A 25,863-nucleotide genomic window follows, 5' to 3' on the forward strand; every position below is an offset into this window, starting at 1 on the left:
CAACCATGTTGGATCAACTGTCCGCCTCGCTCGCGGCGACGGTGCAGGCCGCCCGGATCGCCCAGGATCTGTCCGTGAACGCGCTGGCCGAGCGTTCCGGGGTGTCGCGGGCGATGATCGGCAAGATCGAGCGCGGTGAGGCGCAGCCGACCGCCGTACTGCTCGGCCGGCTCTCCGGCGCCCTCGGCATGACCCTGTCGGAGCTGGTCGCGCGCGCCGAGAACACCGGCGAACTGCTGCGCCGCCGGGCCGACCAGCCGGTGTGGACGGATCCCGCGACCGGGTACCGGCGCCGCGCGGTCTCGCCGGTCAGCGACGGGCCGCTGGAACTCGTCGAGGTCGAGCTGCCACCTGGCGCCTCGGTCTCGTACCCGGCCGACGCGTACATCTTCAAGTACCAGCAACTCTGGATCCTCGACGGCCACCTCCGCTTTCACGAGGGCCCGGTGGTCCACGACCTCCACACCGGCGACTGCCTCCAGTTGGGGCCGCCGTCGCCCACCACCTTCCACAACCCGGCGCGCACGCCCTGCCGCTACCTGGTCGCGCTCGTCAAGGGCCGTTCGTAGTCGTCGAGGGACACAGGCGGGTCCGGCGTGATTGGGTGAGCGCATTGCCCCGCGCCGTACGGAGGGAACATGACGGTGTCACCGCTGGTGTGGGTCCTGACGCTCGCCGGGATCCTCGCGCTGCTCGCGTTCGACTATTTCTTCCACGTCCGGTCCGCACACGTGCCGACGCTGCGGGAGGCGGCGATCTGGTCCTGTGTGTACGTCGGGATCGCGGTGCTGTTCGGGTTCGGCTGCCTCGTCTTCGGCGGTACGGCGGTGGGCTCGGAGTACTTCGCCGGATACATCACCGAGAAGGCACTGTCGGTCGACAACCTGTTCGTGTTCCTGATCATCATGACCAGTTTCCGGGTGCCGCGGGAGAACCAGCAGAAGGTGCTGCTGTTCGGCATCGTCTTCTCGCTGGTCGCGCGGACCGGGTTCATCTTTCTCGGCTCGGCGCTGCTGAACACGTTCGCCTGGGTGTTCTACCTGTTCGGCGTGGCCCTGCTGCTCACCGCGGGCAACATGCTCAAACCGCAGACCGAGGAGTCGCACTCGGCGCAGAACCTCGTGGTCCGGATCAGCCGGCGGCTGTTCCGCACCACCGACGAATTCGCCGGCGACCGCCTCGTCACCACCGTCGACGGGCGCCGGATGATGACACCGATGGTGCTGGTGATGGCGGCGATCGGCGGCACCGACCTGATGTTCGCGCTGGACTCGATCCCGGCGATCTTCGGGCTGACCCAGAACGTGTTCATCGTCTTCACCGCGACGGCGTTCAGCCTGCTCGGGCTGCGGCAGCTGTACTTCCTGCTCGACGGCCTGCTGGACCGCCTGATCTACCTGTCCTTCGGACTGGCCGCGATCCTCGCGTTCATCGGCGCGAAGCTGATCCTGCACGCGCTGCACGAGAACAACCTGCCGTTCATCAACGGCGGCGAGCACGTCGACGTGGCGGAGATCAGCACCGGCCTGTCGCTGGTGGTCATCCTGGCCGTGCTGGTGATAACCGTCCTGGCGTCACTGTTCAGCACCCGCGGCCGGACCCAGACCGCGATGGCGCACATCCGCCGCGACGCGATCGCCTACCTCGACTCCGAGTACACCGCCGACCCGGCCGAGCGGGAGCGCATCTTCCTCCGCCTCCTCAGGGCCCGCGACCACATCACGGCCCTCGGCCCGGAAGCCAAACAACAAGTCAAGAACGAACCCGAACTCATGGCCCTCTGCCGCCAAGTAGCCGAATCCCACGCAGCAGCCCACGGAGAACACGAAATCCGCCCCAGCCTCTAAAATCGGGTGGTCTGTCCCACGCGCCGACTACGCCCGCTCCTATCGTCGCGTGCTACGCGGCGACTCCCACCCGCCCGGTTACCTGCGTGCTACCGCACGCCTTGCGGGCTGCCGCCCTCAAACAACCGCAGGGTGGTTTCGGACGGGGTGGTCGGCCGAGACAACTCGGAGCATGCACAGACACCCCAAGGACGGCGGGCGCCGCTACAGACGGAGGCGAGGCAGACCGAAGGCTGTCAGCGCGTGAGCGGGTCCTCCCACCCAACCACGCCGCAGTTCAACCCGGGCGGTAGCCCGCAGACACGCGCGGTAGCGCGAAACGAAGCGCGCTAGCGCGCACTTGGAGGGGTGGGTGGGAGCGGCCGGCGAGCACGCGACGGAGGAGCGGGCGTAGCGGACGCGTGGGGATCAACCACAGCACCCGTCCGCGAATTGTCTTTCGGACCACACAGCATCAGATCTGCCCACGCGTGCACCCGTCCACCCGAACACACCGTCGTCGATCGCGGGCGGCAGCCCGCAAACCGCGCGGTAGCGCGCAAACCGCGCAGCAGCGCGAAACGAAGCGCGGCAGCGCGCAACCCGAGGGTGGGTGGGAGCGGCCGGCGAGCGCGCGACGGAGGAGCGGGCGTAGCGGACGCGTGGGGATCAACCACCGCACCCGTCCGCGAGATGTCTTTCGGACCACACAGCATCAGATCTGCCCACGCGTCCACCCGTCCACCCCGACCACACCGTGGTCGATCGCGGGCGGCAGCCCGCAAACCGCGCGGTAGCGCGAAACGAAGCGCGGTAGCGCGCACTCGGAGGGTGGGTGGGAGCGGCCGGCGAGCACGCGACAGAGGAGCGGGCGTAGCGGACGCGTCAGGATCAACCACTCAGCCTTTGACGGCTCCTGTGGCCAGGCCGGAGACGTAGAAGCGTTGGAGGGCTACGTAGAGGATGACGCAGGGGATCATGGCGATGACCGCGCCGGCCACCAGGGAGCCGAAGTTGACTTCGCCGTACGCGCCGGCTTGGACGTTCACCAGAGCGACGGGAAGGGTGTAGAGCTCGTCCTTGGTGAGGAAGGTCAGCGCGCCGAGGAACTCGGTCCACGCCGCCAGGAAGGCATACAGAGCAACGGTGGCGGCGCCCGGGGTGACAAGAGGTCGCAGGACCGAGCCGATCATCCGCAGCGTGCCGCAGCCGTCGACATGGGCGGAGTCCTCCAGCTCGACCGGGACCGACGAGAACGCGTTGCGCATCACGAAGACGCCGAACGGCAGGTTGACCGTGGTGTAGAACAGCACCAGCCCGAGGAGGCTGTCGGTGAGCCGCAGCACGTTCAGCTCCAGGTACAGCGGCGTCAGGATCGCCTGGAACGGGATCATCATCGACACGACCACCAGCGCGAACAGCAACGGCCCGCTCCGGAACCGGAACCGCGCGAACCCGTACCCCGCCAGCGTCGCCAGTACGGCGGTCAGCACCGCGGTGCTCAAGGCAACGACCAGACTGTTGCCGACGGCCCGGATCAGGTTGCCCGGTCCCTCGATCAAGGTCCGGAAGTTGTCCCAGGTCAGCTGGAAGAAGGTGGACCGGTCCGGTGCCGCGACGATCACGTCGTTCGGTTGCACCGACCGGAACAGTGCCCACAGCAACGGTACGGCGAACACCAGCAGGGCACCGCCACCGCCGACGACGTACAGCACGTTCTTCAGTCTCATCGTCAGTCCCTCTCGCGGAGCAGCCAGAACTGGAACGCGGTCACAAGCCCGACCACGACGACCAGCACGATCGACAGCGCGGTCGCGGCTCCGAGCTGCAGCTGGACGAAGGCGCGGTTGTAGATGTACTGGACGACCGTGGTGGTGTCCGTCCCCGGCCCGCCGCGGGTGAGGATGTAGAACTGGGTGAACGCCAGCAGCGAGCCGACCACCGAGATGATCACCGACATCGCGATCGTCGGGCGCAGCACCGGGATCGTGATCTCCCACTCCTGCCGCCACCAGCCGGCGCCGTCGAGCTCGGAGGACTCGTAGTACTCCCGCGGGATCGCCTGCATGCCGGCCATCAGCAGCATCATGGTCAGCCCGGACACACCCCAGATCACCAGCACGCAGATCAGTCCGGTCGCGAGCGGCCCGTCCACCAGCCAGGCCGTCGTGCCGTCGGTGATGCCGAGGGTGCGGAGCACGATGTTGATCGCGCCGCTGTCCGGCTGCGCCTCGAGTACGGTGACGAAGCTCAGCGTGGACAGGCCGACGACGAACGGCAGGAAGAAGACCGTGCGCAACAACGTCGACCCGCGCCGCTTGCGTCGTACCAGGACCGCCAGGGCGTAGCCCAGGACCAGGATCGGCCCGGTCACGATCGCCGTGTAGAGCAGGGTGTAGAGGACGGATTTCGCGAACGCGGCGTCGGAGACGATCGCGGTGTAGTTCTTCAGCCCGCTGAACCTCACCGTGCCGATCAGCGGCCAGTTGGTCAGCGAGATCACCACGGCGAAGGCGAGCGGCACCAGCACGAACACCGCGACGAACAGTACGGCGGGGGTCACCAGCAGCAGGCCCGTCCTGGACGGATGAGTGAGCGACCCCCGGTCTCGGCGACGGCGGGCCGGCGCGGCTCGCCCTGCTTCCAGCCGCGGCCGGACCTCGGTGCTCGCGGAGCTCATTGCTGCCCCTGGGCGAGGATGCGGTCGAAGTTCTGCTGTGCTTCCGTCATGGCAGCCTCCAGCTCGCCGTCGAACACGGCCCGGCGGAACATCTGCAGCCACGGGCCGTCCGGCTGGTTGTAGAGCAGGTTGTAGGAGAGCGTGGTCGGTGCGTACCCCTCCGAGATGCGCTCCAGCGGCAGCGTCGCGAGCGGGAACTTCTCCGCGAACTCCGGTGTCGCCGCGTCCGAGCGGACCGGGGTGTACCCGCCGGCCGGCAACTCCGTCTGCTGCGGCAGGTCGAGCGCGAACCGGACGAATTCCCACGCACCGGAGGCGTTGCGGGCACCCCGCGGGATACACATGTTGTCGCCACCGTCGAAGAACGCTGCGCCACCGGTGGGACCGGACAGCAGCCTGGGTGCGACCTTCTGGTGGAAGGCCTCGTCCGAGGCGGACACGACCACCGCGTAGTTGGACGGGAAGATGCCGATCTTGCCGGCCCGGAAGTCGCTGCCCCAGCGCGAGGCGTCGTCGGAGAAGTTGGCCCGCGGGACCAGTCCGTCGACCCACAGTTGCCGGTGCAACTCGAGCATCGCACGGACAACGTCGTTCCCGACGATGTTGCCGGACTGCTCACCGACCTGACCCTTGATCAGGTCGGTGTCGGCGGCCCAGATCATCGGCTGGACGACGAACCCGAGCGCACCCGGGCTGTTCGCCGGGAAGCTCCACGCGTAGATGTCGTCGCCGAGCTTGCGGAGTCTGCGCGCCGCGTCGAGCAGGTTGTCGAAGGACTTGATCGCCTCGTCCGGATCGACCCCGGCCCGGTCGCACAGCTCGGTGTTGAACCAGAACATCGAGTTGTCGGCCAGGTACGGCACGCCGAACACCCGGTCGTCCTTCGTCGCCAGCCGCAGGTGACCGGGGCTGAGCTTGTCCCGGTAGTCCAGCGCCTGCAGCGGTTCGGTCAGGTCGGTGAACGCGTCCCGGTAGATGAACAGCATCGAGTTGATGTCGTCGATGTCGACGAGGTCCGGCACTTCCCGGCCGCGGATCGCGGTGGCCAGCTTGGTCACGTACTGCGCGTCCAGGACGGGCGTCAGCTCGACGGTGAGCCGGTCCTGCGACGCGTTGAACTTCTTCACCAGGTCGGTCAGGCCGCTCTGGGTGGCCGCTCGGCACCACACTTGCACGGTGCCGGTGGCGTTCTGCCCAAACCCGGCCGCGCGGACGTCGGGTTCCGGCAGAACGGAGCTGCAGCCCGGCATGGCGGCAGTCACGGAGGCCGCCGCCGTCAGACCGAGGAACTTGCGCCGGGTGAGCACGATCAGGCCCTGGGGAGCCAGACGCGCATGGCGCCGACCTCGCGGTTGGCCCAGGCGTAGTACGGCACCGCGACCACCTCGACCTCGTCACCGGTGGCGTCCGCGGCCTCCGGCGTGAACGGCCAGCCGTCCCGATGCCCGGTCCCGACGCGGCCTCGCGTCGTCAGCACCGTCACGCCGTCCAGCAGCCCGTCGTCGTGGCTCGCGGCAATCGGTGCCTCCGGCAACAAGTGGAGATCGTCGACATCAGCCTGCTGATCCGCCTGCTCGACCGCGTACACGAGCGGGCCGCGTTCCAGCGCGACACATCCGCGGACGGCGTCGACGCGCGGATCGGCCGCGATCACGCGAGGCGTCAACGGCAACTGCAGCTCGATCACGTCGGCCTCGACCCGGGCATACGTCCCGGCCTCGACCGGTTTGCCGTTGACCGTGGCGCCCTCCGCCCAGGCCGGGATCCGCAGCTCGACCGGTACGGAGCCGTCGACGGTGATCCGCACCGCGCCGTCCCACGGGTAGGCCGTGTCCACGGTCACGGTGGTGTCGCCCACGGTCAACGTGCCGGCGGCGTACTGATGGATCTGTACGGCGTCCTCGCCGGTGGTCGCCAGGTAGCCGTCGAGGCTGGCCAGCGTGCGCATGATGTTCGGCGGGCAGCAGGCGCAGTCGAACCAGCCGCGCCGGCCGTGCTTGGGGCTGCGGCCGTTGTCGGCGTGCGCCGCGCCGCGAAGGTGCAGCGTGTTGACGTAGAAGTACTCGGTCCCGTTGAGCGAGACACCGGCGAGGAACCCGTTGTAGAGCATCCGCTCGATGGCATCGGCGTACGACGCCTCACCCGTGGCGAGCAGCATCCGCCAGGCCCACTGGATCCCGCCGATCGCGGCACACGTCTCGGCGTACGCACGGTCCGGCGGCAGCTCGTACTCGTCGCCGAACGCCTCACCTTCCCAGCGCGCGCCGAGTCCGCCGGTGATGTGGGTCTTGGTCGACCACATGTGGTCGAACTGCCGTTTCAGCGCGTCGAGCAACTCGGTGTCGCCGGTCTCGAGCGCGACGTCCGCCGCACCGGCCGCGAGATACACGGCCCGGACCGCGTGCCCTTCCACCGTGCTCGCCTCGCGGACCGGGACGCGGTCGGAGAAGTAGGTCGGCTCGTGACCGTGCTCCCTGATGATCCCGTGGCCGCGAGCCTCGACGAACCACTTCGCCAGGTCGAGGTAGGCCGCCGTACCGGTTTCCCGATACAGCTCGACCAGGGCCATCTCGATGACCGGGTGGCCGTCGACGTCGACGATCTGGCCGTCGCCGTCACCGAAGGTCGCGACCAGGTGGTCGGCGATCTTGATCGCCACGTCGAGCAGCACACGGTCCCCCGTGCAGCGGACCTGGGCGACGGCGGCCTGGATCAGGTGGCCGGCGCAGTAGTGCTCGTGGCTCCAGACGAGCTGCTGGTACCGGCCCTCCTTGCCGTACCGCAGCTTGACGACCGAGTCGAGGTAGCCGTCCTCCTCCTGGGCGGCGGCGACGATCGCGGTGATCTCGCGCTGCCGCTCGAGCAGTTCCTCGCTCGGGTTGCGGCCGTACTCCCACGCGGCCGCCTCGAGCCACTTGTAGACGTCGGAGTCGGCGAACACCGGGCCGATCGCCTCGCCCTCGCCCATCCCGGCGGCAAGCCGGAGGTTCTGCAGGTTGCCGGCCTTCTCCAGCTGGTCCTGACCGCTCGGAATCGCGCCGTCGGCGTTCCGGCTCTGGCGCGGCGCCCAGAAGCCGCCGGTGATCTTGGCTTGGTCGAGGCCGACGGGTTGCCAGCGCCCTTTCGTCCCGGCCGCGGGACTCCGGGAGATGGCGGTTGCGTCCGGGGCAGAGCTCACAGAGGAAGCGCTCATTAGGGGAAGCTCCTGAGGGTCACGGAAAATCCAGAACACGTTTTCCTGACGAAGCTAGGGCCGCCGGTCGGCCCGGTCAACCCCTCGGACCAGGTGAAATGCGGACAAGCCGGAATCCGTGCGGTACTGTTTCCGGAAAGTTCGGAAAGGAGTTGCCGGATGGCGTCACGGGGTCCTGCGCTGCCGCGCATCACCGATGTGGCCGCGCTGGCGGGTGTCTCGACGAGTACGGCGTCCAAGGCGCTGAACGACACCGGCCAGCTGCGCGAGGAGACGCGGGAGCGGGTACGCCGGGCCGCGGAACAGCTCGGGTTCACCCCGGACAGCCGCGGCCGGGCGCTGTCGTCCGGGCGCAGCTTCACCGTCGGACTGATCACGACCGACAGCTCGGGGCGGTTCAGCATCCCGATCATGCTCGGCGCCGAGGACGCGCTGAGCGCCGGCGAGATGGGCCTGCTGCTGTGCGACACCCGGGACGATCCGCTGCGCGAGCAGCACTACCTGCGGTCGCTGGTGTCGCGTCGCGTCGACGGGATCATCGTGACCGGGCGGCGGACCGAGCCGCGCGCGCCGATCGACGTACCGATTCCCGTCGTGTACGCCTTCAGCCCGTCGACGGATCCGTCCGACACGTCGGTGATCGTGGACGACCACGGCGGCGCGGCGTCCACCGTGCGGCATCTGCTCACCCTGGGCCGCCGGCGGATCGCGCACATCACCGGGCCCGACTCGCATCACAGCGCGCAGACCCGCGCGGCCGCCACGGTCGAGACGGCCGGGGACGCGCTGGTCGGCGAGCCGATGCACGGCGAATGGAGCGAACGCTGGGGCCGGCACGCGGTCGACGTCCTGCTGCGTACGTCGCCGGACGTCGATGCGATCTCCTGCGGCAGCGACCAGATCGCCCGCGGCGTGTGCGACCGCCTCCGCGAGCTCGGCCGGTCCGTCCCGGACGACATCGCGGTCACCGGTTACGACAACTGGTCCGTGATGGCGCTGGCGAGCCGGCCGCCGCTGACGACCGTCGACCTGGAGTTGGAGGAACTCGGCCGCCGTACCGCCAACCTGCTCCTGGACGCGATCGCCGGCTCCGCCCATCCGGGCCTGATGGAGCTCCCGACTCGGCTCGTCCCGCGCGAATCCACCCTCGGCACCTGACTCACCGGATGGTGCAGGCGACGACGGCGCTGACCTTAGGGTGAGGATGTGCAGCGAATCTCGGCGCGGAACGCCCGATTCCAGGTGTGGCAGTCCTACCTGACCAACCGGACCAAGCGGCATCGGGCAGGTGAGTTCCTGGTGCAGGGGGTGCGGCCGATTTCGCTTGCCGTGGACAACGGATGGCCGGTGCGCACGGTGATCCACGACGCGTCCCGGCCGTTGTCACGCTGGGCCCAGGAGCTGTACCAGCGGCTGCCCGGGGTCGAACGGGTCGCCATGGAGCCGGAGTTGCTGGCCGAACTCGGTGAGAAGGACGCCGAGGTGGTTGCCGTGGTCGAGATGCCACCGGACGACCTGGACCGGATCCCGGTCGGGCCTGACTTCCTCGGCGTGGTGTTCGACCGGCCGACCGGCCCGGGGAACATCGGGTCGATCATCCGGTCCGCGGATGCCTTCGGTGCGCACGGCGTGATCGTGACCGGGCATGCCGCCGACGTCTACGACCCGAAGGCGGTCCGGGCGACGACCGGCTCGCTCTTCGGCATCCCCGCCGTACGCGTGCCGTCGCATCGCGAGGTGATCGCCTGGGTACGGCGGTCGACCGACGTACCGATCGTGATGGTGGGAACGGACGAACGCGGGACGGTGGACGTGTTCGACTTCGACCTGACCCAGCCGACGTTGCTGCTGATCGGCAATGAGACGAACGGGCTGAGTACGGCGTGGAAGGAAGCCGCCGACGCCTTGGTGCGGATCCCGATCACCGGCTCGGCGAGTTCACTCAACGCAGCCAATGCGGCGACCGCCGTCCTGTACGAGGTCTCGCGCCAACGCTCCCAGTTGGCCAAGACGCGGTAGCTCCCGCGCTGCACAAGCTGGTCGATCAGGCGGTGCAGAGGATTTCGCCGTGCAGGACGGAGATCCAGCCCTCAGGGCGGGCGGCCCAGATTCGCCAGGCGGCCGAGATCCTTTCCAGGGTCTCCTCGGGTATGCCGGCTCGGCGCGCCTGATCCGCCATCGCCGACTGCAGGATGCGGTCCGCCCACATGCCGCCCCAGAACGCCCGTGCGTCCTCGTCGGCGAACGCCCAGTTGCTCGCGGTCGCGTCGACCTTCTCGAAACCCGCCTCGAGGGCCCACGCCAGGAGGCGACGACCGGCGTCCGGCTCGCCCTGGTTGGCGCGAGCCATTCGCTGGTAGAGGTCCATCCACTCGTCCAGTTCGGGAAGCTCCGGATACCAGGTGAAGCCGTGGTAGTCGGAGTCGCGGACGGCAACGATGCCGCCCGGCTTGCAGACGCGGCGCATCTCGCGCAACGCCTTCACCGGATCCGCCACGTGCTGCAGGACCTGATGCGCGTGAACCACGTCGTACGAGTCGTCCGGAAGCTCCAGCGCGTGGACGTCGCCGACGACGAACTCGACGCGGAGGTCGAGATCGGCGAAGGCCGCCTTCGTGATGTCGAGCGCGGCCTCGGTGGCCTCGAGCGCGGTCACTGTGCCCGGTTCGACCAGGCGGGCCAGGTCGGCGGTGATGGTGCCGGGACCCGCGCCGACGTCGAGCAGCGACATCCCGGGCCGGAGGTGCGGAAGCAGGTAGCCGGCCGAGTTCTCCGCGGTTCGCCAGGAGTGCGAACGCAGTACCGATTCGTGGTGGCCGTGCGTGTACACGTTGCTCATCCCAGGCTCCTTTGCCTACTCGCCGACGCCCTTCACCGTAGTACAAGGTCTTGAGTTATGAGACATATCGTCTCGTATGTTGAACAACAGGGAGACTGCCCGACGTCATTCGGGTGGCGACGGGGACGGCGGCTGGCTAGGGTGCGGCGGTGCAGTCGAAGCCGATGGTGATTGTGGTGAGCGGCCCGCCGGGGACCGGGAAGACGACGCTGGCGCACCGGATCGCGGCGGCGATCGGCTGCCCGGCGATCTGCCGGGACGAGATCAAGGAGGGGATGGCGCACGCGACCCCGGGGTTCGTGCCCGGGCCGGGTGATCCGCTGACGATGCGGACGCTGTCGACCTTCTTCGACGTGATCGGGTTGCTCGTCGGCCGCGGTACGACGGTCGTCGCCGAAGCCGCGTTCCAGGACCGGCTGTGGAGGCCTGGCCTGACGCCGTTGCTGAGCCGGGCCGACGTACGGATCATCCACTGCACGGTCCCGGCGCACGTCGCCCTCGCCCGGATCCACGCGCGAAGTGCCGCCCACCACACCCGCGGGGCGCACGAGGACGCCCAGATCGACGACGACGCGCGACTGCGGACCCACAAGGCTTTCCAGCCGGTCGACCTACCGGTTCCGACGTTGACCGTCGATACGTCGACCGACGTCTACGACCCACCACTGCCAGAAATCCTCAACTTTCTGTCGCGGTGAGTTCAGGGGTGCGTTCGTTGCCTAAGGTCGGCGCATGGCGAACTTGGAGAGGTTCGAGAAGCTGACGACGGCGCACGTCGCCGATGCGTGCATCCGGGCCGGTGTGCCGGTGCGGACGGTCTCGCTGACGGCGGTGGCGGGTGGACGGGTCGCCGGACGTGTGCTTCCGGCTCGGCATGTCGGCAGCGTGGATGTGTTCCTGGAGGCGTTGGAGTCGGCCGAGGCGGCCGACGTACTGGTCGTGGACAACGGCGGGCGGCGGGACGAGGCGTGCGTCGGCGACCTGATCACCCTCGAGGCGAAGGCGGCCGGGATCTCCGGGCTGGTCGTGTGGGGCCTGCATCGCGACACCGTGGACATCACCGCGATCGGGTTGCCGGTCTTCAGCCTCGGCGCGCTGCCGACCGGCCCGCTGCGACTCGACCCGCAGCCGGCCGACGCGTTGTCCTGGGCAACCATCGGCGACTGGACGGTCACCCGCGACGACGTCGTCCTGGGTGACGAGGACGGCGTCGTCTTCGTCCCGGCCGACCGCGCCGACGAACTCTTCGACCTGGCCGAGTCCATCCGCGACACCGAACACACCCAGGCCGCCGCCATCCGCTCCGGCCAGTCCCTCCGCGCCCAGGTCCGCTTCACCGACTACCTCACCGCCCGCGCCACCAACCCCACCCTCACCTTCCGCCAGCACCTCCGGTCCATCCGCGGCGCCATCGAAGAGTGAGCTAGCTGACCGCGGTGCGGACGGCGGGGGCGATTTCCCGGGCCCATTTGGCGAGTTGTACGTCGTAGGGGTCGGGGCCGGTGGGGAACAGGGTGAAGCCGGCGGCGCCGTGGTTGAGGACGGCGTCGGTGAGTTCTTCGATCCACTGGTCCGGCGAGCCGCCGATCCACCGGCCGTCGTCGTCGCGCGTACGTCGTACCGGCGAGGACGTGATCGCTCCCGGGAAGTTGTAGATGGTGGCCACGTCGGACGGCTTGCGGCCGGCCGCCAGTGCCGCCTCGTCGATGATCGGACGAGACCAGCGGTAACGGTCGCTCAGCCAGTCGGCCGCCCGGCCGGGGATCCAGCCGTCCGCCTGCCGGCCGGTCGCGGCGAGCGACTTCGGGCCGTTCGAGCCGGTCCAGATGAGCGGCGCGGCGACGGGCGCCGGCTGCAACTCACCGATCGGGTAGTGCCTGGTCGGCGTCGGCCGGCCGCCGTCGGACAGCGACCGGACGAGCTGCATCGCCTCCTCGAACGCCTCGACCGCCTGGGCCGGCCGCAGTTCCGGCACGCCCATCGTGGTGATGTGGTTCCACGCTCCCCCGGCGCCGAGACCGAGGACGAACCGTCCACCGGACAGGGCCGACAGGGCCGACGCCGTACGCGCCAGAACCGGGGCCGGGCGCAACGGCAGGTTGGTCACGTTGACGAACGCCGAGAGGCGCTCGGTCCGGCCGAGGACGAACGCGATGGTGGCGTACCCGTCCAGCAGGTCGGCGACGTACGGGTGGTCCGACAGGCTGACGTGGTCCAGCCCGTCCCGGTCGGCCTGCCCGGCCAGCCGCAGGATCCGGTCCACGTCGCGGATCTTGTCGGGTGAGCCGTATCCGAACCGCACGGTCATGTCGTCCTCCAAATAGTTCGTAGGCCTAAATAGTAGCTCTACGAACTATAAGAACACCAAACTGTCCGCGCTGCGCACTACAGTGGAGGTATGGCGACCACGACAGCGCAGGGCGCGGAGCTGGCGGGCGCGCTCGTTCAGACGATGCACGTCCTGCAGGATCTGTACGCCGAGACGAGCCGGCCGCTCGGCCTGACGCCGCAGCAGGCGCATCTGCTCTGCGTACTCCTCGGCGGCCCGCTGGGGATGACCGAGCTGAGCCGCATTCTCAGCATCGAACGTTCGAGCCTGACCAGCATGGTCGACCGCCTCGAACGCCGCGACCTGGTCGCGCGCATCCCCGACCCCGCCGACCGCCGCGCCTGCCAGATCGAACTGACCGCCCCCGGCCTCGCCCTGGCCCACGAGGCCCACAACGCCTTCACCACCAGGATCGAAGCCCTCACCGCCGACCTGTCGCCGACCGCCCGTCGCACCCTCGCCACGACGCTCACAACCATCGTCACCCGCGCCTGACCGGCCTTGTTGCCAGGACGAGCCCCGCACAGGCGACAAGGGCAGCCGTGCCGAAAGCTGTCGGGCGGGTGGTTGCGGCTGCGGCCAGACCGAGGGTGGCATGGCCGAGGCCTTGGGCCAGGTCGATGCTCATGCTGACGGCGCCCATCACGGCGCCGCGTTCGGTGGCGGGCGCGCGGTCGAGGGCCAGCGTCATGATCGCGGGAGTGCCGAGGGCGACGCCTATGCCGAGCACCGCCGTACCGACGACGAGGCCGGGGACGGTACGCCAGACGGCGATGGTCGCCAGGGCGATCGTGGCGCAGAGCAACGACAAGCGAACGCTGCGGACAGCTCCCAGCCGATCGGGGATGCGGGCACCGGCGCTCCGGATGACCACGACGATCGCGGCGAAGCCGAAGAGCAGGAACCCGGCGCCGGACAGACCGAGGTCCAGGGCGTAGAGCGGTACGAACGCCAGGAATCCCGCCATCCCCCACACCAGCGCCAGCAGCAGGAGCGCTGGTACGACGGCCGCCCGAGGAATCAGCCGCGGACGCCCGGCCGCCGGTTCGCCGGTCGCCGGTTCCCGGGTGTCGCCGACCCGCAGAGCCAGCAGTACGGCGAGGAGCGCGGAGCCGGCCGCGACCAGCCAGACCGGGGTGAATCCGGCCGAGTCGACCAGGGCTTCCCCGATCAACGGGCCGACCGCGAGGCCGACGTACAGGGAGAGGGAGAACAGACTGATCGCCTCGCCCCGACGCTCGGGCGGGGCGAGGTCGCTCATCGCCGTGACCGCGCCGACGAAGAAGAACGCGTCCCCTACCCCGGTGAGCAGCCGGAGCCCCGACAGCATGCCGACCGAGTCCGCCAGGCCGTAGCTCGCCACCGAGGCGGCGAAGACCGCTCCACCGCCGGCCATCGCGACCGATCGCCCGTGCCTGTCGACGAGCCGTCCGGCCCACGGGCGCAGTACCAGAGCGGACAGGCTGAACACGGCGACCGCCAGGCCGACGGCGACGTTGCCGCCGGTCAGTCGACCCGCGACATAGCGCGGCACCGCCGGCACGAGCATCCCGTCGGCGAGGAAGTAGGCCAGAGCAGCTGAGCCGAGCAGCACGAACTGTGGCGTAACAAGTCGCGGTCTGACCGTTGCTGTTGTGCTCATGAGGCCGACAATGGCCCTACGGGGGATGGTGGGGCATCGGTAGTTCTGCCCATCCCCGGGGAGGGGTGATGGGACAGCAGGATCCGCGACTCGCCGAGCTGCTCTGCGCGCTCTCGGTGACGCTGGACCTGGCCATGGCGCAGCCGCCGGAGAAGTCGATCCGCAGCTGCCTGGTCGCCATGCGCCTCGCCGACCGCATGCACGTCACCGACAAGCGCACGGTCTACTACGCGACCCTGCTACGTCACCTGGGCTGTACTGCGACCACGCACGAGGAGCTTCACCTCGCCGGCCCACGTGCAGCCGAGCTGCGCCCGCTCGCCGAGCGCACCGACCTGACCAGCAGCAGGGAGTCGCTCAACTACCTCCGGCACGTCGGCAGAGGTGCGGGCCTCAAACGCCTTCAGTACGTCGCTCGCACCCTGACGACCAGTGAAGACGACATGCTCCGAGCCATCTGCGAGGTAGGCAGCATGCTCGCCGTGCGCCTCGGGCTGGGCCACTCCACCGCCGAAGCGCTCTACCAGAACCTCGAACGCTGGGACGGCAAAGGGAAGCCGAGAGGCCTGGCCGGCAGAGAGATCCACATCGCCACCCGGATCGCCGAGGTCGCCACGCAGGCGGTGATCGCGGGCGGCAAGACCCTGCTGAAGCGGCGCGGCGGCTGGCTCGACCCGTTCGTGGTCGCCGAGTACGACGACAGTCTGGTCGCCGACCTGGACGAGATAGACGTGTGGCAGGCGGTCCTGGACGCCGAGCCACGGCCCTGGGGCGCCGTACACGACCTTGACGAGCTGGCCCGCACCTTCGCGTACTTCGTCGACCTCAAGTCGCCGTACCTCTTCGGCCACTCCACCGGTGTTGCAGCACTCGCAGAGGACGCTGCACGGCTCCTGCACCTCGAAGACCAGGAGACAGCGACTCTGCGACGTGCAGCCCTGCTGCACGACCTGGGAAGGGTCGCAGTATCGACAGCCGTGTGGGAGCGCCCCGGCCCGCTGCGGCGAAAGGACTGGGAGCAGGTCCGGCTCCACCCGTACCATTCCGAGCGGATCCTCATGGGGGCCGCAGTACTCGAGCCCGTCGCCGCTCTGGCGGCTCTGCACCACGAACGGCTCGACGGCAGCGGCTATCCCAAACAGGCCAAGGGCGGAGAGCTCTCCACCGCGGCACGCATCCTCGCGGCGGCGGACTGCTACCAGGCGCTGACCCAGGACCGTCCCCACCGGTCCGCGCACTCGCCTGAAGGTGCTGCCGAGCTCATCCTGGATCAGGTGGCGGCCGGACGACTCGACGACCGCTGTGTGAAGGCTGTGCTCGCGGCGGCCGGGCAACAGGTACCCGGCCGCCGGATGAGCCGTCCCGGCGGTCTCACCGAGCGGGAGATCGACGTACTGCGTCTCGTCGCCCGTGGGTCGTCCAACGCCGACATAGCCCGCGAGCTGGTGGTGTCACGCCGTACCGCGGAGCATCACGTCCAGCACATCTACGGCAAGATCGGTGTGTCCACCAGAGCCGCCGCGGCGCTGTTCGCCATGCAGCACGGGCTCTTTACACCGTGACGAGCTTCTCGAAGAAGAACTCGTGCTTGAGGAACGACACGTCGTACTCGTGCCCCGGGTACGGCGGCAGCCGTTGAGCGGCCTGGAACAGCCGCCAGCCGTCCTTCAACGCGTCCAGCCCGGTCGCGTACGGCGGGACGTCGCTGTCCCCTGTCGTCGGCGACGTCTCGCCGGTGCCGTCGTACGTCGACCAGCCGACGACCCGCGAGTCGAGAGCCGACGAGGCCAGGTAGAGCACCAGAACCTGCTGGCGGACGGTCTGCTGGGCAGTTTCGGTGGCGGTGGTGGTCATACCATCTCCCTCTTGGCGTGCGGGTTCAGGCTGCGCTGGGCGATGACGCGTTGCGGCCGGTTCGAGACCCGGGTGACCCAGTAGTCCGGGTCGAAGGTGTCGTCACCGGTGAGCGCCTGCCAGAGCTTGACCCGGTTGTAGATCTCCAGCCGGCCGGTGGCGTTCTCGTACCACGGGAAGGTCTGGCTGAGCTCGCGCGCGACCTCCTCGTCGTACAGGTCGTCGGTGTTCCACAGCCGGATCTGGCGGACGGTCGGGTTGAACCGGATCTTGAACATGTAGCGGTCGATGTCGCTGTCGTTCTTCCGGCCGCCGTGCCAGATGCCGTGGTGCAGGAAGACCACGGTGCCGGCCGGGCAGACCAGCCGGGTCTGGCCGAGCAGGTTCTGGTAGCGGCCGGTGTCGGACTCGTTGGTGCGGCGCAGGTGGCTGCCGGGGACGCTCAGCGTGCCGCCCATCTCGAGCGTCACGTCCTGCGGGTAGTACATGAGCTGCACGTCGAACGCGTCCGGGCGGACGTCGATGATCGCGTCGCCGTGCAGGTTCTGCGCCTCACCCTCGTTCGCCTTGCGGATGTGGACGGCGTGGTGGTCGACGGTCGGCTCCGGGCCGACCAGGCTGTGGATGGCGCCGGCGACCTCGGGCAGCTGCACCAGCCGCTGGACGAACTCGCTGTCCACGAACGCCTCGGACAGCGGCGTGCCGTACGGGACGGCGGGGATGCCGGCCTTCAGGACCTCGATCGCCTGCTGGTTCATCTCGTCCGGCACGACGGCGTCCATCCGGAACGACCCGGTGGCCACGAAATGCGCCATCTGAACCGAGGTGAGCAGGTTCTTGCGATGCGGACGGGGCATGAGTCTCCCTCTCGGGGGTAGTGGTAACTACTCCACAAGGCTAGGTTGGGACGCCGTTTGCTCGCGTGGGTTGTGATCACCATTGGTGGTAATTTCTCACCATGGTCGCACTGCACCTCACGACTCCCCCGGAGGTTGTCAACGTCGGTGCGGGGATCCACGGCGTGCGCGGTCTGCGCGACGTGTTCCGGCTGCCGGACCTGTGGCAGTTGCACCTGTACAGCTATTCGGCCGAGTTGACGGTCGACGGTACGACGTACGCCGTGGCACCCGGATACGTCAGCCTGACTCCGGCCGGGGCTCTCGTGCAGTTCGACTACCGCGGCCGGTCGGAGCACCTCTACGTGCACTTCCGGCCCCGGATCGTCGGCGAGCCGTCGCACCTGCCCGTCGTCCAGGACGCGGCGTCGTCCGCGCCGGTGCTGGCCGAGATGTTGCGATCAGCCCTGGAGGCGTCTCCGTCCGGGTCGGCGCGGGTGACCGCCGAGGTGTGGACGGCGCTGTGGCGGATCGCGGAACTCGGGTCCTCGTCGAGTGCCGAGCCCGCGCCGCATCCGGCCGTGTCGGCGGCGGTCGCCTACATCGAGGCCAACCTGGCCCAGCCGCTCACGATCCCGGCGCTGGCGCGGGTGGCCGGCGTCTCGCACAACCACCTGACCCGCCTCTTCCACGCCGAGACCGGCCAGACCGTGATCGCCTACATCCGCCGGCGCCGGATGGCCCGCGCCCGTCACCTGCTGGTGTCCTCGACGCTGTCGATCCCCGCGGTCGCGGCGTCGGTGGGCATCCCGGATCTGCAGGCCTTCAACAAGATCTGCCGCCGCGAACTGGGCGCGTCCCCCCGCGCCGTCCGTCACGCGATGGTGGGTACGGCGCCGACGAGTTAGCGTGCCTGGGAGTTCTACCTGGTCGACTGCGGGAGGCGATGGATCGCCGGGTGCTGGGGTGTGCCGCTCGCGAGGGACGGCACGGTCGGCGATCTTCCCGGTATCTGGATGCGGCACGCGTGAGTTGTAGCTCTGCGTGATCACTCGTGATCTTGAACCTGGTGCGATCTCCTGACACAGTGCTCCAATTCGCGGGCAGTCCGGCCCGCGTGGGGGATGGGGGAACACCATGAACAAACTGCTTCGCCGTGCACTCATGACCGGAGCAAGTGCGGTCGCGATCGTGGGACTTGCCACCGGTCCGGCCAACGCACACTTCTGTTTCAAGACGAACCTGAACGCCAGAGCGGCACAGGGCATGGCGGGTTCGGCCAACTGGGTGTCGTTCGGCACGCTGGCGGGCGAGTTCCTGCCCGGCCTGTGCCAGGCAGGCATCCAGCACCTCGCCACCGCCGGTGGGGTGACGCCGTCCACGCTGATCAACACCCACGGCACCATGGCCGGCGGCACCCTGAAGAAGGGCGCCGATGCCGGTACACCGTCGATCTCGTACCTGAACTTCGCAGCGATCGACGCCGCGGTTCCCGACGCGTTCGCACTCTGCGCCGGGTAGTCCAGCCGGCCCCGGCTCGTCCTTGCGGCGAGCCGGGGCTGCTCGGCGTCAAGCCGAATGAGCCAGCGGGAAGGCGGTGGCGACGGCCGCGGTGCGGCTGGTGACGCCGAGACGTTCGTAGATGTTCTCCAGGTGCTTGCGAACGGTGCCTTCAGCAACAAACAGGCGGCGGGCGATCTGGGTGTTGCTGTGCCCGGCCGCGACGAGGCGCAAGAGCTCCAGCTGACGGCTGGTCAGCTCCGGGGTCCCGGCCCGGCGGCGTTCCTGCTCTCGGTAGACCTCGATGAAGTGCGGCCGCAGCATCCGGAGCAGGAGCCGCTCGCGTTCGGTGAAGTCGCGACCGGGTCCTCGGAACAGCAGCAACCGGCGGTCCTCCGCTCCGATCGCCGGAAACGGCACGGTGATCTCGGCCCGTGCACCGATCACCCGGAACCACTCCCCGATCGGTGATCTCGCGAGCTGACGGGTGGACAGGTAGTCGGAGACCTTCCAGATGCTCTCGTAGTCACCGGTGCGTTGCGGTCGGCTGCACACCTCGTCGTGCCAGTAGGACCGCCAGAACAACTCCTCCCAGCCCTCCCCGGGATCGACGTCCTGCGCAGTGACCTCCTCCCAGGCGACGAACTCCCGGTCCAGCGGGCGGCTGATCTGGAACGTGATGTCATCGGCCGGGATCAGCCCCGCGAGCGCTCGCATCAGCTCCCGCGGATAAACCTCCTCGGGCCCTGCCTCCCGACCTCGCTCGATCACGTCGAACATCCTGCGCAGGTCGCGTTCGGTGACGGTCAACTGCTCCACCATGACTTACCCCTCCCTGCAGCCAGGCTAAGCCCGGATCGGCGACCCGCGAATACGTCGATCTGCGTATGGCCGGTACACAGCCGCCGCAGCGACGGTTGGTCGTGGAAAGTTCCACGATTGGGGAGGAAACCCATGAAACCGCTGTCTCGCCTGCCGGTGCCCCGCATTTCGGCCGCTTTGGGGTCCCGATGAGAGCGCTACGTGTGTGGAGGTGGCCGGCGTTGCTGGCCACCTTGCTGTTCAGCGCAGTCGGGCCGTCACAGGCCGCCCTGGGCTCTGCTCCAGGGTCGGCCGCGCCGGTACTGGATTGGAGCCGGGTGGCGACGCAGGCGATTGTCGCCGGCCGGCCGCCGGCCAGTGCCGAGCTGCTGCTGGGGATCGTGCACATCGCGATCGCCGACACGGTGGCGGGTCTGGGACACGGTCGGCCGTACGTGGCCGCCGTACGCCCGGATCGGCACGCGTCTGCCGCGTCCGCGGTAGCCACCGCGACGTACGACGTTCTGAAGGCGCGGGTGCCCGGTGTGTCGCTCGACGGCACGTACGCCGACTACCTGGCCGGTGTGCCGGATGGGAGGGCCAAGACTCGTGGGATCGCGCTTGGGCGAGCGGTGGCGGCCGCCGTACTGGAGTGGCGGTCTGGAGACGGCCTGGCCAACCAGGTGCCGTACGTGCAGCGCAAGCTCGGCCCGGGCGTGTGGGAGCCGACTGCGGCGACTTCACCGGTCGATCTGGTCCTGACACAGGTCAGGCCGTTGACACTGCGGTATCGCGGACAGTTCCGTCCGGACGGTCCTGACGCGGTGACCAGCAAGCGGTACGCGCGTGATGTCGCGGAAGTGGCTGCTCTCGGTCGCAAGGACAGTACGACGCGGACCGCCGTACAGACCGAGACCGCGATGTTCTGGTCAGAGCACGCGGCTCAGCAGTGGAGTCGCGCTCTGCTGCGTTTGGCGGCCGAGCGGCACCTCTCACTGTCCGAGGCAGCGCGGATGCTCGCGCTGGTACACGTGGCCAGTGGCGACGCCCTGACCGCGTGTTGGGACGCCAAGTACCACTACCGCTTCTGGCGACCGGTCCACGCCATTCAGCGTGCCGACACCGACGGCAACCCGCGCACCACGGCCGACCCCACTTGGCAACCGCTGCTTGGCGCCAACCACCCGGACTACCCATCCGGCCACGCCTGCTTCACCGCTGCGGCCACCCGAGCGCTACAGGCCTACTTCCACACCGACAGGCTGCAGCTGACGATCGACAGCCAGGTCACTGGTACGACGCGCTCCTACACTCGGCTCTCCGCGGTCCGGGCTGAGGTCCGCGAGGCCCGCATCCTGTGCGGCCTCCACTTCCGCCACGCCATGCAGGACGGCGACCAGCTCGGCACAGACGTCGCCAACTGGGTCATCCGACGCCTTCATTAGCCAGTTGGGCGAGACCACCGGGCCCGAGGACTCCTCTGAGGATGGTCAGGGAGTCCTCGCGGTCGGGCCCGGTAAGTGCCTGGTCGGCCCACAGCACGACGTCTTCGACGGCTCTGACGTGGCGGTAGTAGGTGACGGCGTCCGGGTCGGGCTCGACGTCGCCGTACCCGGTGAAGAAGGCTGCCAGCTCCTCTGGAGTGGTGGGGCCCAGGGAGCCCATGCCGCCGAGGAGGAACATCAGGTCCTGCTCGCGTGGCGCCAGTACGACGTCGTCCCAGTCGATGAGGTGGACCCGGCCGTCGACGAGGACGTTGCCGAGGTGAGGGTCGGCGTGACAGACGACTCTGGGGCCGCCACTCGGCTCCGGCGGTCTGACGTGGATCAGGCCGGTGATGGTGTCCTGGTGCTCTCGCCAGACGGCGGCGAGTTCGGCTTCGAGGTCGTCCTCTGGCTCATGTGTGGTGAGCCTGGTCTGGAGTTGCTCGGCCAGCGCCGGGATGCGGGCGTCGACCGGGCTGCGGCGGGGTAGCGCATTGCGGAGTCGTTCGGGCGGCTCTGCTTCGTGCACGCGGCGGAGGAGTACGCCGTACTCGGTCCACTGCTCTGTCGTCAGGCCGGTCTCGGCCGCACGGACACCATCGATCCACGGCGTGACGGTCAGCCGCTTCTTGCCGTGAAAGCTCCACAGACCGCCTTCGAGAGTCCGGACAAGCTCAGGGACACCCGGCACCCCATCCGCGAGGAACGCCGCCACCTGATGCCCGGTGTTGGTCCCGGCGCCACTCCACTTCACGGCGTACGCATTGGTGACCGTAACGGCCTTCCAAACCTGCGCCCCAACGTCAGCCCCATGAGCAACCGCCGAAAGCTCCCCCACCTCCAGCCCAAAGTCCTCAACCAACCACCGCCGCAACAACGTCTCACCCACCCCACCAGCATGCCCGCCCCCACCGCCAAAGACGACCCGATTCGCACCGCCAAAGACGACCCGATTCGCACCGCCCCGTTGCCACGCCGACCCACGCACCACGCCAAGCCCCCAAGCCCCACCCGGCAGCCAGCGGCCGACCTCAGCACCCACCACCTCGAGCATCCCCCCAGCCACCCGCCGACCACGCGCCAACCACGGCGAGGCGACCCGACCACCGTGCCACGCAGCCGGCAGCGGCACAGACACGCTGGCTGTCCACCCACCGGGCCGCGTACGCCCGGCATCCGAAAACACCACGCGCTGACTGTCATCCCACCGGGTCGTGTACGCCGGGTCTACCGCCGACCTACCCGCCGGCCGGACCTCTGCCCAGCACCCCGATCACCCATCGCGCCGCGCACTCCCATCCGACCACCGCGCCGCCTGCGCCGCGTTCGCCCGGCTAGTAGCGCCGGCGGGCCGTCCCTCTGGCGTACCGGCCTTCGCCGCGCAAGCCGCGAGCCGACCGCCTCGCCGAGTAAACGGGCCGGTCGTCGGACTAACCGCCAGCCGCCGTCGTACGGCGTACCGGAACACCACCACGCCAACCACGCCGCTCCGGCGGCCGAACCTGAGCGCCCAGCGGACCGTCGTACGGCGCACCGCACACCACCGCACCAACCACGCCGCACGGCGGCCGAGCCTGAGCGCCGAGTGGACCGGCGTACGACGAGGGCACCGGCTGCGGCTACTACATCGGCGTACTGGACGCCGGCTCTGCCCGCGGGCGGCGTCCTCGCGCCGGGCTCAGCGGTAGTTGACGAACTGGACGGCGAAGTCGAGGTCCTGGCTCTTGATGAGCGCCTGGACGGCCTGCAGGTCGTCGCGGCTCTTGCTGGACACGCGCAGTTCGTCGCCCTGGATCTGCGCCTTGACGCCCTTCGGACCCTCGTCGCGGATCAGCTTGGACAACTTCTTCGCGTTCTCCTGGGTGATCCCGGCGTTGATCGTGGCGTTGATCTTGTACACCTTGCCTGACAGCTTCGGCTCGTCCGCCTCCAGGCCCTTGAGCGAGATCTGCCGCTTGACCAGCTTGTCCTTGAACACGTCGAGTACGGCGTTCACCCGCTCCTCGGTGTTCGCCTGCATGTCGATCGACTCACCGGACCACTTGATGCCGGCGCCCACGTTCTTGAAGTCGAACCGCTGGCTGATCTCCTTCGCCGCCTGGTTGACGGCGTTGTCCACCTCCTGACGGTCGACCTTGTTCACGATGTCGAAGGAGGACTCCGATGCCATGGGCAGTTCCTTTCCGATTTGCTGTCAGGGGCACTGTCTGTTGTATCGTCTCTCCCGCCGGTCCTAGTACCGGCACCACCCCGGCGGGTTGCCCGAGCGGCCAAAGGGAGCAGACTGTAAATCTGTCGGCGTTAGCCTACGCAGGTTCGAACCCTGCACCCGCCACCAGCACCAAAACCGCCTCTGACCTGCGAAAACGCAGCTCAGAGGCGGTTTGTTATATCCGGTTGCCACCCCGCCGGGACTCAGGTGCCGAGGGCGGCGAGGGCTTGGTGGAGGAACATGTTGCGGCGGGTGGTTGCTGGGCCTTTCAGTTGGGGGGGTGTTGAGGGCGGCTACGGCGTCCCAGTAGGGGATGTGGTCGGGGACGGTGCCGGTTGCGTGTTGCCAGCCGGCGAGTATGTGGGTGGGGGCGTCTGGGCCGAAGGTGATCGCGACCTGTTTGCGGAGTTCGCCGAGGTCTACTCCGGGCGCGCCGACGCCGGCGGTCTTCCAGTCGATGAGTGCGGGGATCTTGGCAGCGTTCCAGATGAGGTTGCCGGGCCAGACGTCGCCGTGGACGAAGACGGGTTCGCAGGGTGGTGCGCCGTACGCCGTGATCAGTTCGTCTGCCTCCCGCAGGAGCGGAGTCGTGGGCATGCGGTGGTTGCGGCGGTCGGCGGCGAAGTCGTCCACGGTGATCGGCCGCGGCCGGAACGGCAGGCTTTCCTGTGGTCTCATCTCGACAGCGTGTACGGCGGCGAGAGCGGCGCCGGCGGCTCGCAGCCGTTCCTCTGATGGAGGCCACTCAACAGTGCCCGGGACCACGGTCTCGAGAGTCGCCGGTACGCCGGCCACAGCGGCCTGAAGGTCGGCGTCGATCAACCTCGGCGCGAGTAGGCCGTGCCGTTCGGCGACCTCCAGTGCGGCGGCGGCCGTGGCGATCATCGCGGCGTCGATCCGTGGAGTTGGAGCACGCAGTACGGCGTTCGTCAGCACACCACGGTGTTCGATGGACAGGAGCCAGGGGCCTTGGTCGGCGTGCAAGGCACGCACCCTCACTACCCTCGCGCCGGCACCGATGGCGCCGGCGGCCCAGGTCCGCAGGCGCTCAGCCGGAGCGCTCTCCCTCACAGTGAAAGCTAGCCGCCGGCCAGGTCCGCTCGCAACGGTCAGCGGGTGACTGGGGTTTCTTCCAGGACTCGGGAGAGCTTCTCGGGGTTGCGGACGACGTAGAGGCCGGTGACGAGGTTGTCGTCGATGCGGAGAGCGATGACGTTGTCGACCTCGCCGTCGATGCGGACGATCAGGGCCGGGTGGCCGTTGATCTGGACCGGGTCGACCGCGACGCGGCCGGTGAGCTTCGGGAGGCCGACCGACAGCAGACGCGCGACCTTCTCGGCGCCGGCGACCGGCCGTGGGACGGCCTGCTTCACCCCGCCGCCGTCGCCGAGCAGTACGACGTCCGGCGCGAGCAGATCTAGGAGGTCCCGCAGGTCGCCGGTCTCGATGGCATGCTTGAAGGCGGCGACCGCGGTCCGGGACTGGGCCGTGGAGACGACACCGCGGGGCCTGCGGGCGGCGACGTGGTTGCGGGCCCGGTGCGCGATCTGGCGTACGGCGTCCTGACTCTTGTCGACGGCTTCGGCGATCTCGTCGTACTCCAGGGCGAAGACCTCGCGGAGCACGAACACGGCCCTCTCGGTCGGGGTGAGTGTCTCCAGCACCAGCAGCATCGCCATCGAGACGCTGTCAGCCAATTCGACGTCCTCGGCCACGTCCGGGGCGGTGAGGAGCGGTTCGGGCAGCCATGGACCGACGTACGACTCCTTGCGGCGGCCGAGCGTCCGCAGCCGGGTCAGCGCCTGACGGGTGGTGATCCGGACCAGGTACGCGCGCTGGTTCCGCACCTCGTCGAGGTCGACGTCCACCCACCGCAGCCAGGTCTCCTGCAGCACGTCCTCCGCGTCGGCGGCCGAGCCGAGCAGCTCGTAGGCGACGGTGAACAGCAGGTTGCGGTGGGCGACGAAGGCTTCGGTGGCGGAATCCATGCGCTCGCTCATAGGTCGATCCTCTCGTCCGTCTCCTGCACGAGACGCCGGATCCGGCCGCCCTGTGACACCTGAGTTCGGTGTTCCACGTCACAGTCACAGCCATCGGCCCGCCGGCATCTCGTGGTCGTACAGTTCACGAACTCACGAATGAGGACCTCATGCGACTCAACCTGATGACGAACCCGGTCGCCTCCAAGCTCGCGAAGCGGCTCGCGAACGCCGCGATGGTGATCCAGCAGTCGACACTGCCGAAGTCGACGCAGGAGTTGGTCAGCCTGCGCGCCAGCCAGATCAACGGCTGCGGTGCCTGCGCCGACATGCACAGCAAGGATGCCACCGCGGCCGGCGAGAGCGCGGTCCGGCTGCATCTGGTTGCCACCTGGCGCGAAGCGACGGTGTTCACCGACGCCGAGCGGGCCGCGCTGGCGCTGGCGGAGGAGGGCACCCGGCTCGCCGACGCCCACCAGGGTGTGTCCGACGAGACCTGGGCCGAGGCGTGCAAGCACTACGACGAGGACCAACTCGCGGCACTGGTCTCGCTGGTCGCCATGATCAATGCGGCCAACCGGCTGCAGGTGATCGTCAAGAACCCCGGCGGCTCCTACGAGCCCGGTATGTACGAGTCCTTCGCGAGCAACTGACCGGCGCGGCGCGGCCCGGCGGAATAGCCGCGGGC

The 25,863-nt window shown here is 68.9% G+C and carries 25 protein-coding genes, 1 tRNA gene and 1 pseudogene; 13 read left to right on the plus strand and 14 right to left on the minus strand.

Features of this window, described 5'->3' with window-relative positions:
- Nucleotides 1–5: 5 nt before the first annotated feature.
- Together ACYVOK_RS02100 and ACYVOK_RS02105 are read left to right on the plus strand one after the other, a co-directional pair.
- Nucleotides 6–569, plus strand: coding sequence for a helix-turn-helix domain-containing protein (locus tag ACYVOK_RS02100; protein WP_460660488.1), 564 nt, complete (start codon nt 6–8; stop codon nt 567–569).
- Nucleotides 570–638: 69 nt separating this feature from the next.
- On the plus strand, nt 639–1,847 hold the full coding sequence (locus ACYVOK_RS02105) for a TerC family protein (RefSeq protein ID WP_460660489.1): 1,209 nt from the start codon (nt 639–641) through the stop codon (nt 1,845–1,847).
- 878 nt (nt 1,848–2,725) lie between these two features.
- On the opposite strand, the gene ACYVOK_RS02110 is transcribed toward ACYVOK_RS02105, so the two are convergent.
- Genes ACYVOK_RS02110 through ACYVOK_RS02125 form a run of 4 tightly spaced genes read right to left on the minus strand, consistent with a single transcriptional unit; the run spans nt 2,726 to nt 7,684 of the window.
- The gene (locus ACYVOK_RS02110) at nt 2,726–3,556 is read right to left on the minus strand and encodes a carbohydrate ABC transporter permease (RefSeq protein ID WP_460660490.1); all 831 of its coding nucleotides are present in this window, start codon (nt 3,554–3,556) and stop codon (nt 2,726–2,728) included.
- Between the two features lie 2 nt (nt 3,557–3,558).
- Complete coding sequence (locus ACYVOK_RS02115; RefSeq protein ID WP_460660491.1) at nt 3,559–4,506, minus strand: carbohydrate ABC transporter permease; 948 nt, start codon at nt 4,504–4,506, stop codon at nt 3,559–3,561.
- A complete protein-coding gene (locus tag ACYVOK_RS02120; protein ID WP_460660492.1) occupies nt 4,503–5,813 on the minus strand; it encodes an extracellular solute-binding protein in 1,311 nt (436 codons plus the stop codon). The genes ACYVOK_RS02115 and ACYVOK_RS02120 overlap by 4 nt, the downstream gene beginning before the upstream one ends.
- Nucleotides 5,814–5,815: 2 nt before the next feature.
- The gene (locus ACYVOK_RS02125) at nt 5,816–7,684 is read right to left on the minus strand and encodes a glycoside hydrolase family 127 protein (RefSeq protein WP_460660493.1); all 1,869 of its coding nucleotides are present in this window, start codon (nt 7,682–7,684) and stop codon (nt 5,816–5,818) included.
- A 174-nt stretch (nt 7,685–7,858) separates the two neighbouring features.
- Here ACYVOK_RS02125 and ACYVOK_RS02130 point away from each other — a divergent pair, with 174 nt between their 5' ends.
- Nucleotides 7,859–8,857, plus strand: a complete 999-nt coding sequence (locus ACYVOK_RS02130; RefSeq protein WP_460660494.1) for a LacI family DNA-binding transcriptional regulator — start codon at nt 7,859–7,861, stop codon at nt 8,855–8,857.
- 48 nt (nt 8,858–8,905) lie between these two features.
- The gene (locus ACYVOK_RS02135) at nt 8,906–9,718 is read left to right on the plus strand and encodes a TrmH family RNA methyltransferase (protein ID WP_460660495.1); all 813 of its coding nucleotides are present in this window, start codon (nt 8,906–8,908) and stop codon (nt 9,716–9,718) included.
- Between the two features lie 25 nt (nt 9,719–9,743).
- Here ACYVOK_RS02135 and ACYVOK_RS02140 read toward each other — a convergent pair whose 3' ends face one another.
- Nucleotides 9,744–10,538 (minus strand): class I SAM-dependent methyltransferase, encoded by a 795-nt coding sequence (locus ACYVOK_RS02140; RefSeq protein ID WP_460660496.1) that lies wholly within the window; start codon nt 10,536–10,538, stop codon nt 9,744–9,746.
- Between the two features lie 149 nt (nt 10,539–10,687).
- On the opposite strand from ACYVOK_RS02140, the gene ACYVOK_RS02145 reads away from it, so the two are divergent.
- Both ACYVOK_RS02145 and ACYVOK_RS02150 read left to right on the plus strand, forming a co-directional pair.
- Nucleotides 10,688–11,236, plus strand: coding sequence for an AAA family ATPase (locus ACYVOK_RS02145; RefSeq protein WP_460660497.1), 549 nt, complete (start codon nt 10,688–10,690; stop codon nt 11,234–11,236).
- Between the two features lie 34 nt (nt 11,237–11,270).
- Complete coding sequence (locus ACYVOK_RS02150) at nt 11,271–11,960, plus strand: RraA family protein (RefSeq protein WP_460660498.1); 690 nt, start codon at nt 11,271–11,273, stop codon at nt 11,958–11,960.
- A gap of 1 nt (nt 11,961) precedes the next feature.
- On the opposite strand, the gene ACYVOK_RS02155 is transcribed toward ACYVOK_RS02150, so the two are convergent.
- On the minus strand, nt 11,962–12,846 hold the full coding sequence (locus tag ACYVOK_RS02155; RefSeq protein ID WP_460660499.1) for an LLM class flavin-dependent oxidoreductase: 885 nt from the start codon (nt 12,844–12,846) through the stop codon (nt 11,962–11,964).
- Nucleotides 12,847–12,936: 90 nt separating this feature from the next.
- On the opposite strand from ACYVOK_RS02155, the gene ACYVOK_RS02160 reads away from it, so the two are divergent.
- Nucleotides 12,937–13,362 carry a MarR family winged helix-turn-helix transcriptional regulator gene (locus tag ACYVOK_RS02160; protein WP_460660500.1) on the plus strand — a complete coding sequence of 142 codons (426 nt, stop codon included), beginning with the start codon at nt 12,937–12,939 and terminating at the stop codon, nt 13,360–13,362.
- On the opposite strand, the gene ACYVOK_RS02165 is transcribed toward ACYVOK_RS02160, so the two are convergent.
- On the minus strand, nt 13,349–14,509 hold the full coding sequence (locus tag ACYVOK_RS02165; protein ID WP_460660501.1) for an MFS transporter: 1,161 nt from the start codon (nt 14,507–14,509) through the stop codon (nt 13,349–13,351). The genes ACYVOK_RS02160 and ACYVOK_RS02165 overlap by 14 nt on opposite strands.
- 68 nt (nt 14,510–14,577) lie before the next feature.
- Between ACYVOK_RS02165 and ACYVOK_RS02170 the strand changes: the two genes are divergently transcribed.
- Nucleotides 14,578–16,071 carry an HD domain-containing phosphohydrolase gene (locus tag ACYVOK_RS02170; RefSeq protein ID WP_460660502.1) on the plus strand — a complete coding sequence of 498 codons (1,494 nt, stop codon included), beginning with the start codon at nt 14,578–14,580 and terminating at the stop codon, nt 16,069–16,071.
- On the opposite strand, the gene ACYVOK_RS02175 is transcribed toward ACYVOK_RS02170, so the two are convergent.
- Nucleotides 16,061–16,363 (minus strand): hypothetical protein, encoded by a 303-nt coding sequence (locus ACYVOK_RS02175; protein WP_460660503.1) that lies wholly within the window; start codon nt 16,361–16,363, stop codon nt 16,061–16,063. The genes ACYVOK_RS02170 and ACYVOK_RS02175 overlap by 11 nt on opposite strands.
- Complete coding sequence (locus ACYVOK_RS02180; RefSeq protein WP_460660504.1) at nt 16,360–17,220, minus strand: phytanoyl-CoA dioxygenase family protein; 861 nt, start codon at nt 17,218–17,220, stop codon at nt 16,360–16,362. The genes ACYVOK_RS02175 and ACYVOK_RS02180 overlap by 4 nt, the downstream gene beginning before the upstream one ends.
- A gap of 101 nt (nt 17,221–17,321) precedes the next feature.
- Between ACYVOK_RS02180 and ACYVOK_RS02185 the strand changes: the two genes are divergently transcribed.
- The gene (locus ACYVOK_RS02185; RefSeq protein WP_460660505.1) at nt 17,322–18,107 is read left to right on the plus strand and encodes an AraC family transcriptional regulator; all 786 of its coding nucleotides are present in this window, start codon (nt 17,322–17,324) and stop codon (nt 18,105–18,107) included.
- A 229-nt stretch (nt 18,108–18,336) separates the two neighbouring features.
- The gene (locus ACYVOK_RS02190; RefSeq protein WP_460660506.1) at nt 18,337–18,720 is read left to right on the plus strand and encodes a hypothetical protein; all 384 of its coding nucleotides are present in this window, start codon (nt 18,337–18,339) and stop codon (nt 18,718–18,720) included.
- A 48-nt stretch (nt 18,721–18,768) separates the two neighbouring features.
- On the opposite strand, the gene ACYVOK_RS02195 is transcribed toward ACYVOK_RS02190, so the two are convergent.
- The gene (locus ACYVOK_RS02195) at nt 18,769–19,521 is read right to left on the minus strand and encodes a helix-turn-helix transcriptional regulator (RefSeq protein ID WP_460660507.1); all 753 of its coding nucleotides are present in this window, start codon (nt 19,519–19,521) and stop codon (nt 18,769–18,771) included.
- 188 nt (nt 19,522–19,709) lie between these two features.
- On the opposite strand from ACYVOK_RS02195, the gene ACYVOK_RS02200 reads away from it, so the two are divergent.
- Nucleotides 19,710–20,945 (plus strand): vanadium-dependent haloperoxidase, encoded by a 1,236-nt coding sequence (locus ACYVOK_RS02200; protein ID WP_460660508.1) that lies wholly within the window; start codon nt 19,710–19,712, stop codon nt 20,943–20,945.
- Here the strand turns inward: ACYVOK_RS02200 and ACYVOK_RS02205 are convergent.
- A complete protein-coding gene (locus ACYVOK_RS02205) occupies nt 20,926–21,738 on the minus strand; it encodes a phosphotransferase enzyme family protein (protein ID WP_460660509.1) in 813 nt (270 codons plus the stop codon). The two genes, ACYVOK_RS02200 and ACYVOK_RS02205, sit on opposite strands and share 20 nt — an antisense overlap.
- 924 nt (nt 21,739–22,662) lie before the next feature.
- Complete coding sequence (locus ACYVOK_RS02210; protein ID WP_460660510.1) at nt 22,663–23,154, minus strand: YajQ family cyclic di-GMP-binding protein; 492 nt, start codon at nt 23,152–23,154, stop codon at nt 22,663–22,665.
- 82 nt (nt 23,155–23,236) lie between these two features.
- Between ACYVOK_RS02210 and ACYVOK_RS02215 the strand changes: the two genes are divergently transcribed.
- A tRNA-Tyr gene (locus ACYVOK_RS02215) sits at nt 23,237–23,322 on the plus strand.
- 225 nt (nt 23,323–23,547) lie between these two features.
- On the opposite strand, the pseudogene ACYVOK_RS02220 reads toward ACYVOK_RS02215, so the two are convergent.
- Together ACYVOK_RS02220 and ACYVOK_RS02225 are read right to left on the minus strand one after the other, a co-directional pair.
- Nucleotides 23,548–24,267 (minus strand): annotated as a pseudogene (locus ACYVOK_RS02220) (phosphotransferase); the annotation flags it as partial.
- Nucleotides 24,268–24,305: 38 nt separating this feature from the next.
- Nucleotides 24,306–25,196, minus strand: a complete 891-nt coding sequence (locus tag ACYVOK_RS02225; RefSeq protein WP_460660511.1) for an RNA polymerase sigma-70 factor — start codon at nt 25,194–25,196, stop codon at nt 24,306–24,308.
- A 149-nt stretch (nt 25,197–25,345) separates the two neighbouring features.
- On the opposite strand from ACYVOK_RS02225, the gene ACYVOK_RS02230 reads away from it, so the two are divergent.
- A complete protein-coding gene (locus ACYVOK_RS02230; protein ID WP_460660512.1) occupies nt 25,346–25,828 on the plus strand; it encodes a carboxymuconolactone decarboxylase family protein in 483 nt (160 codons plus the stop codon).
- Nucleotides 25,829–25,863 lie beyond the last annotated feature (35 nt).

Source organism: Kribbella swartbergensis, assembly GCF_054784135.1.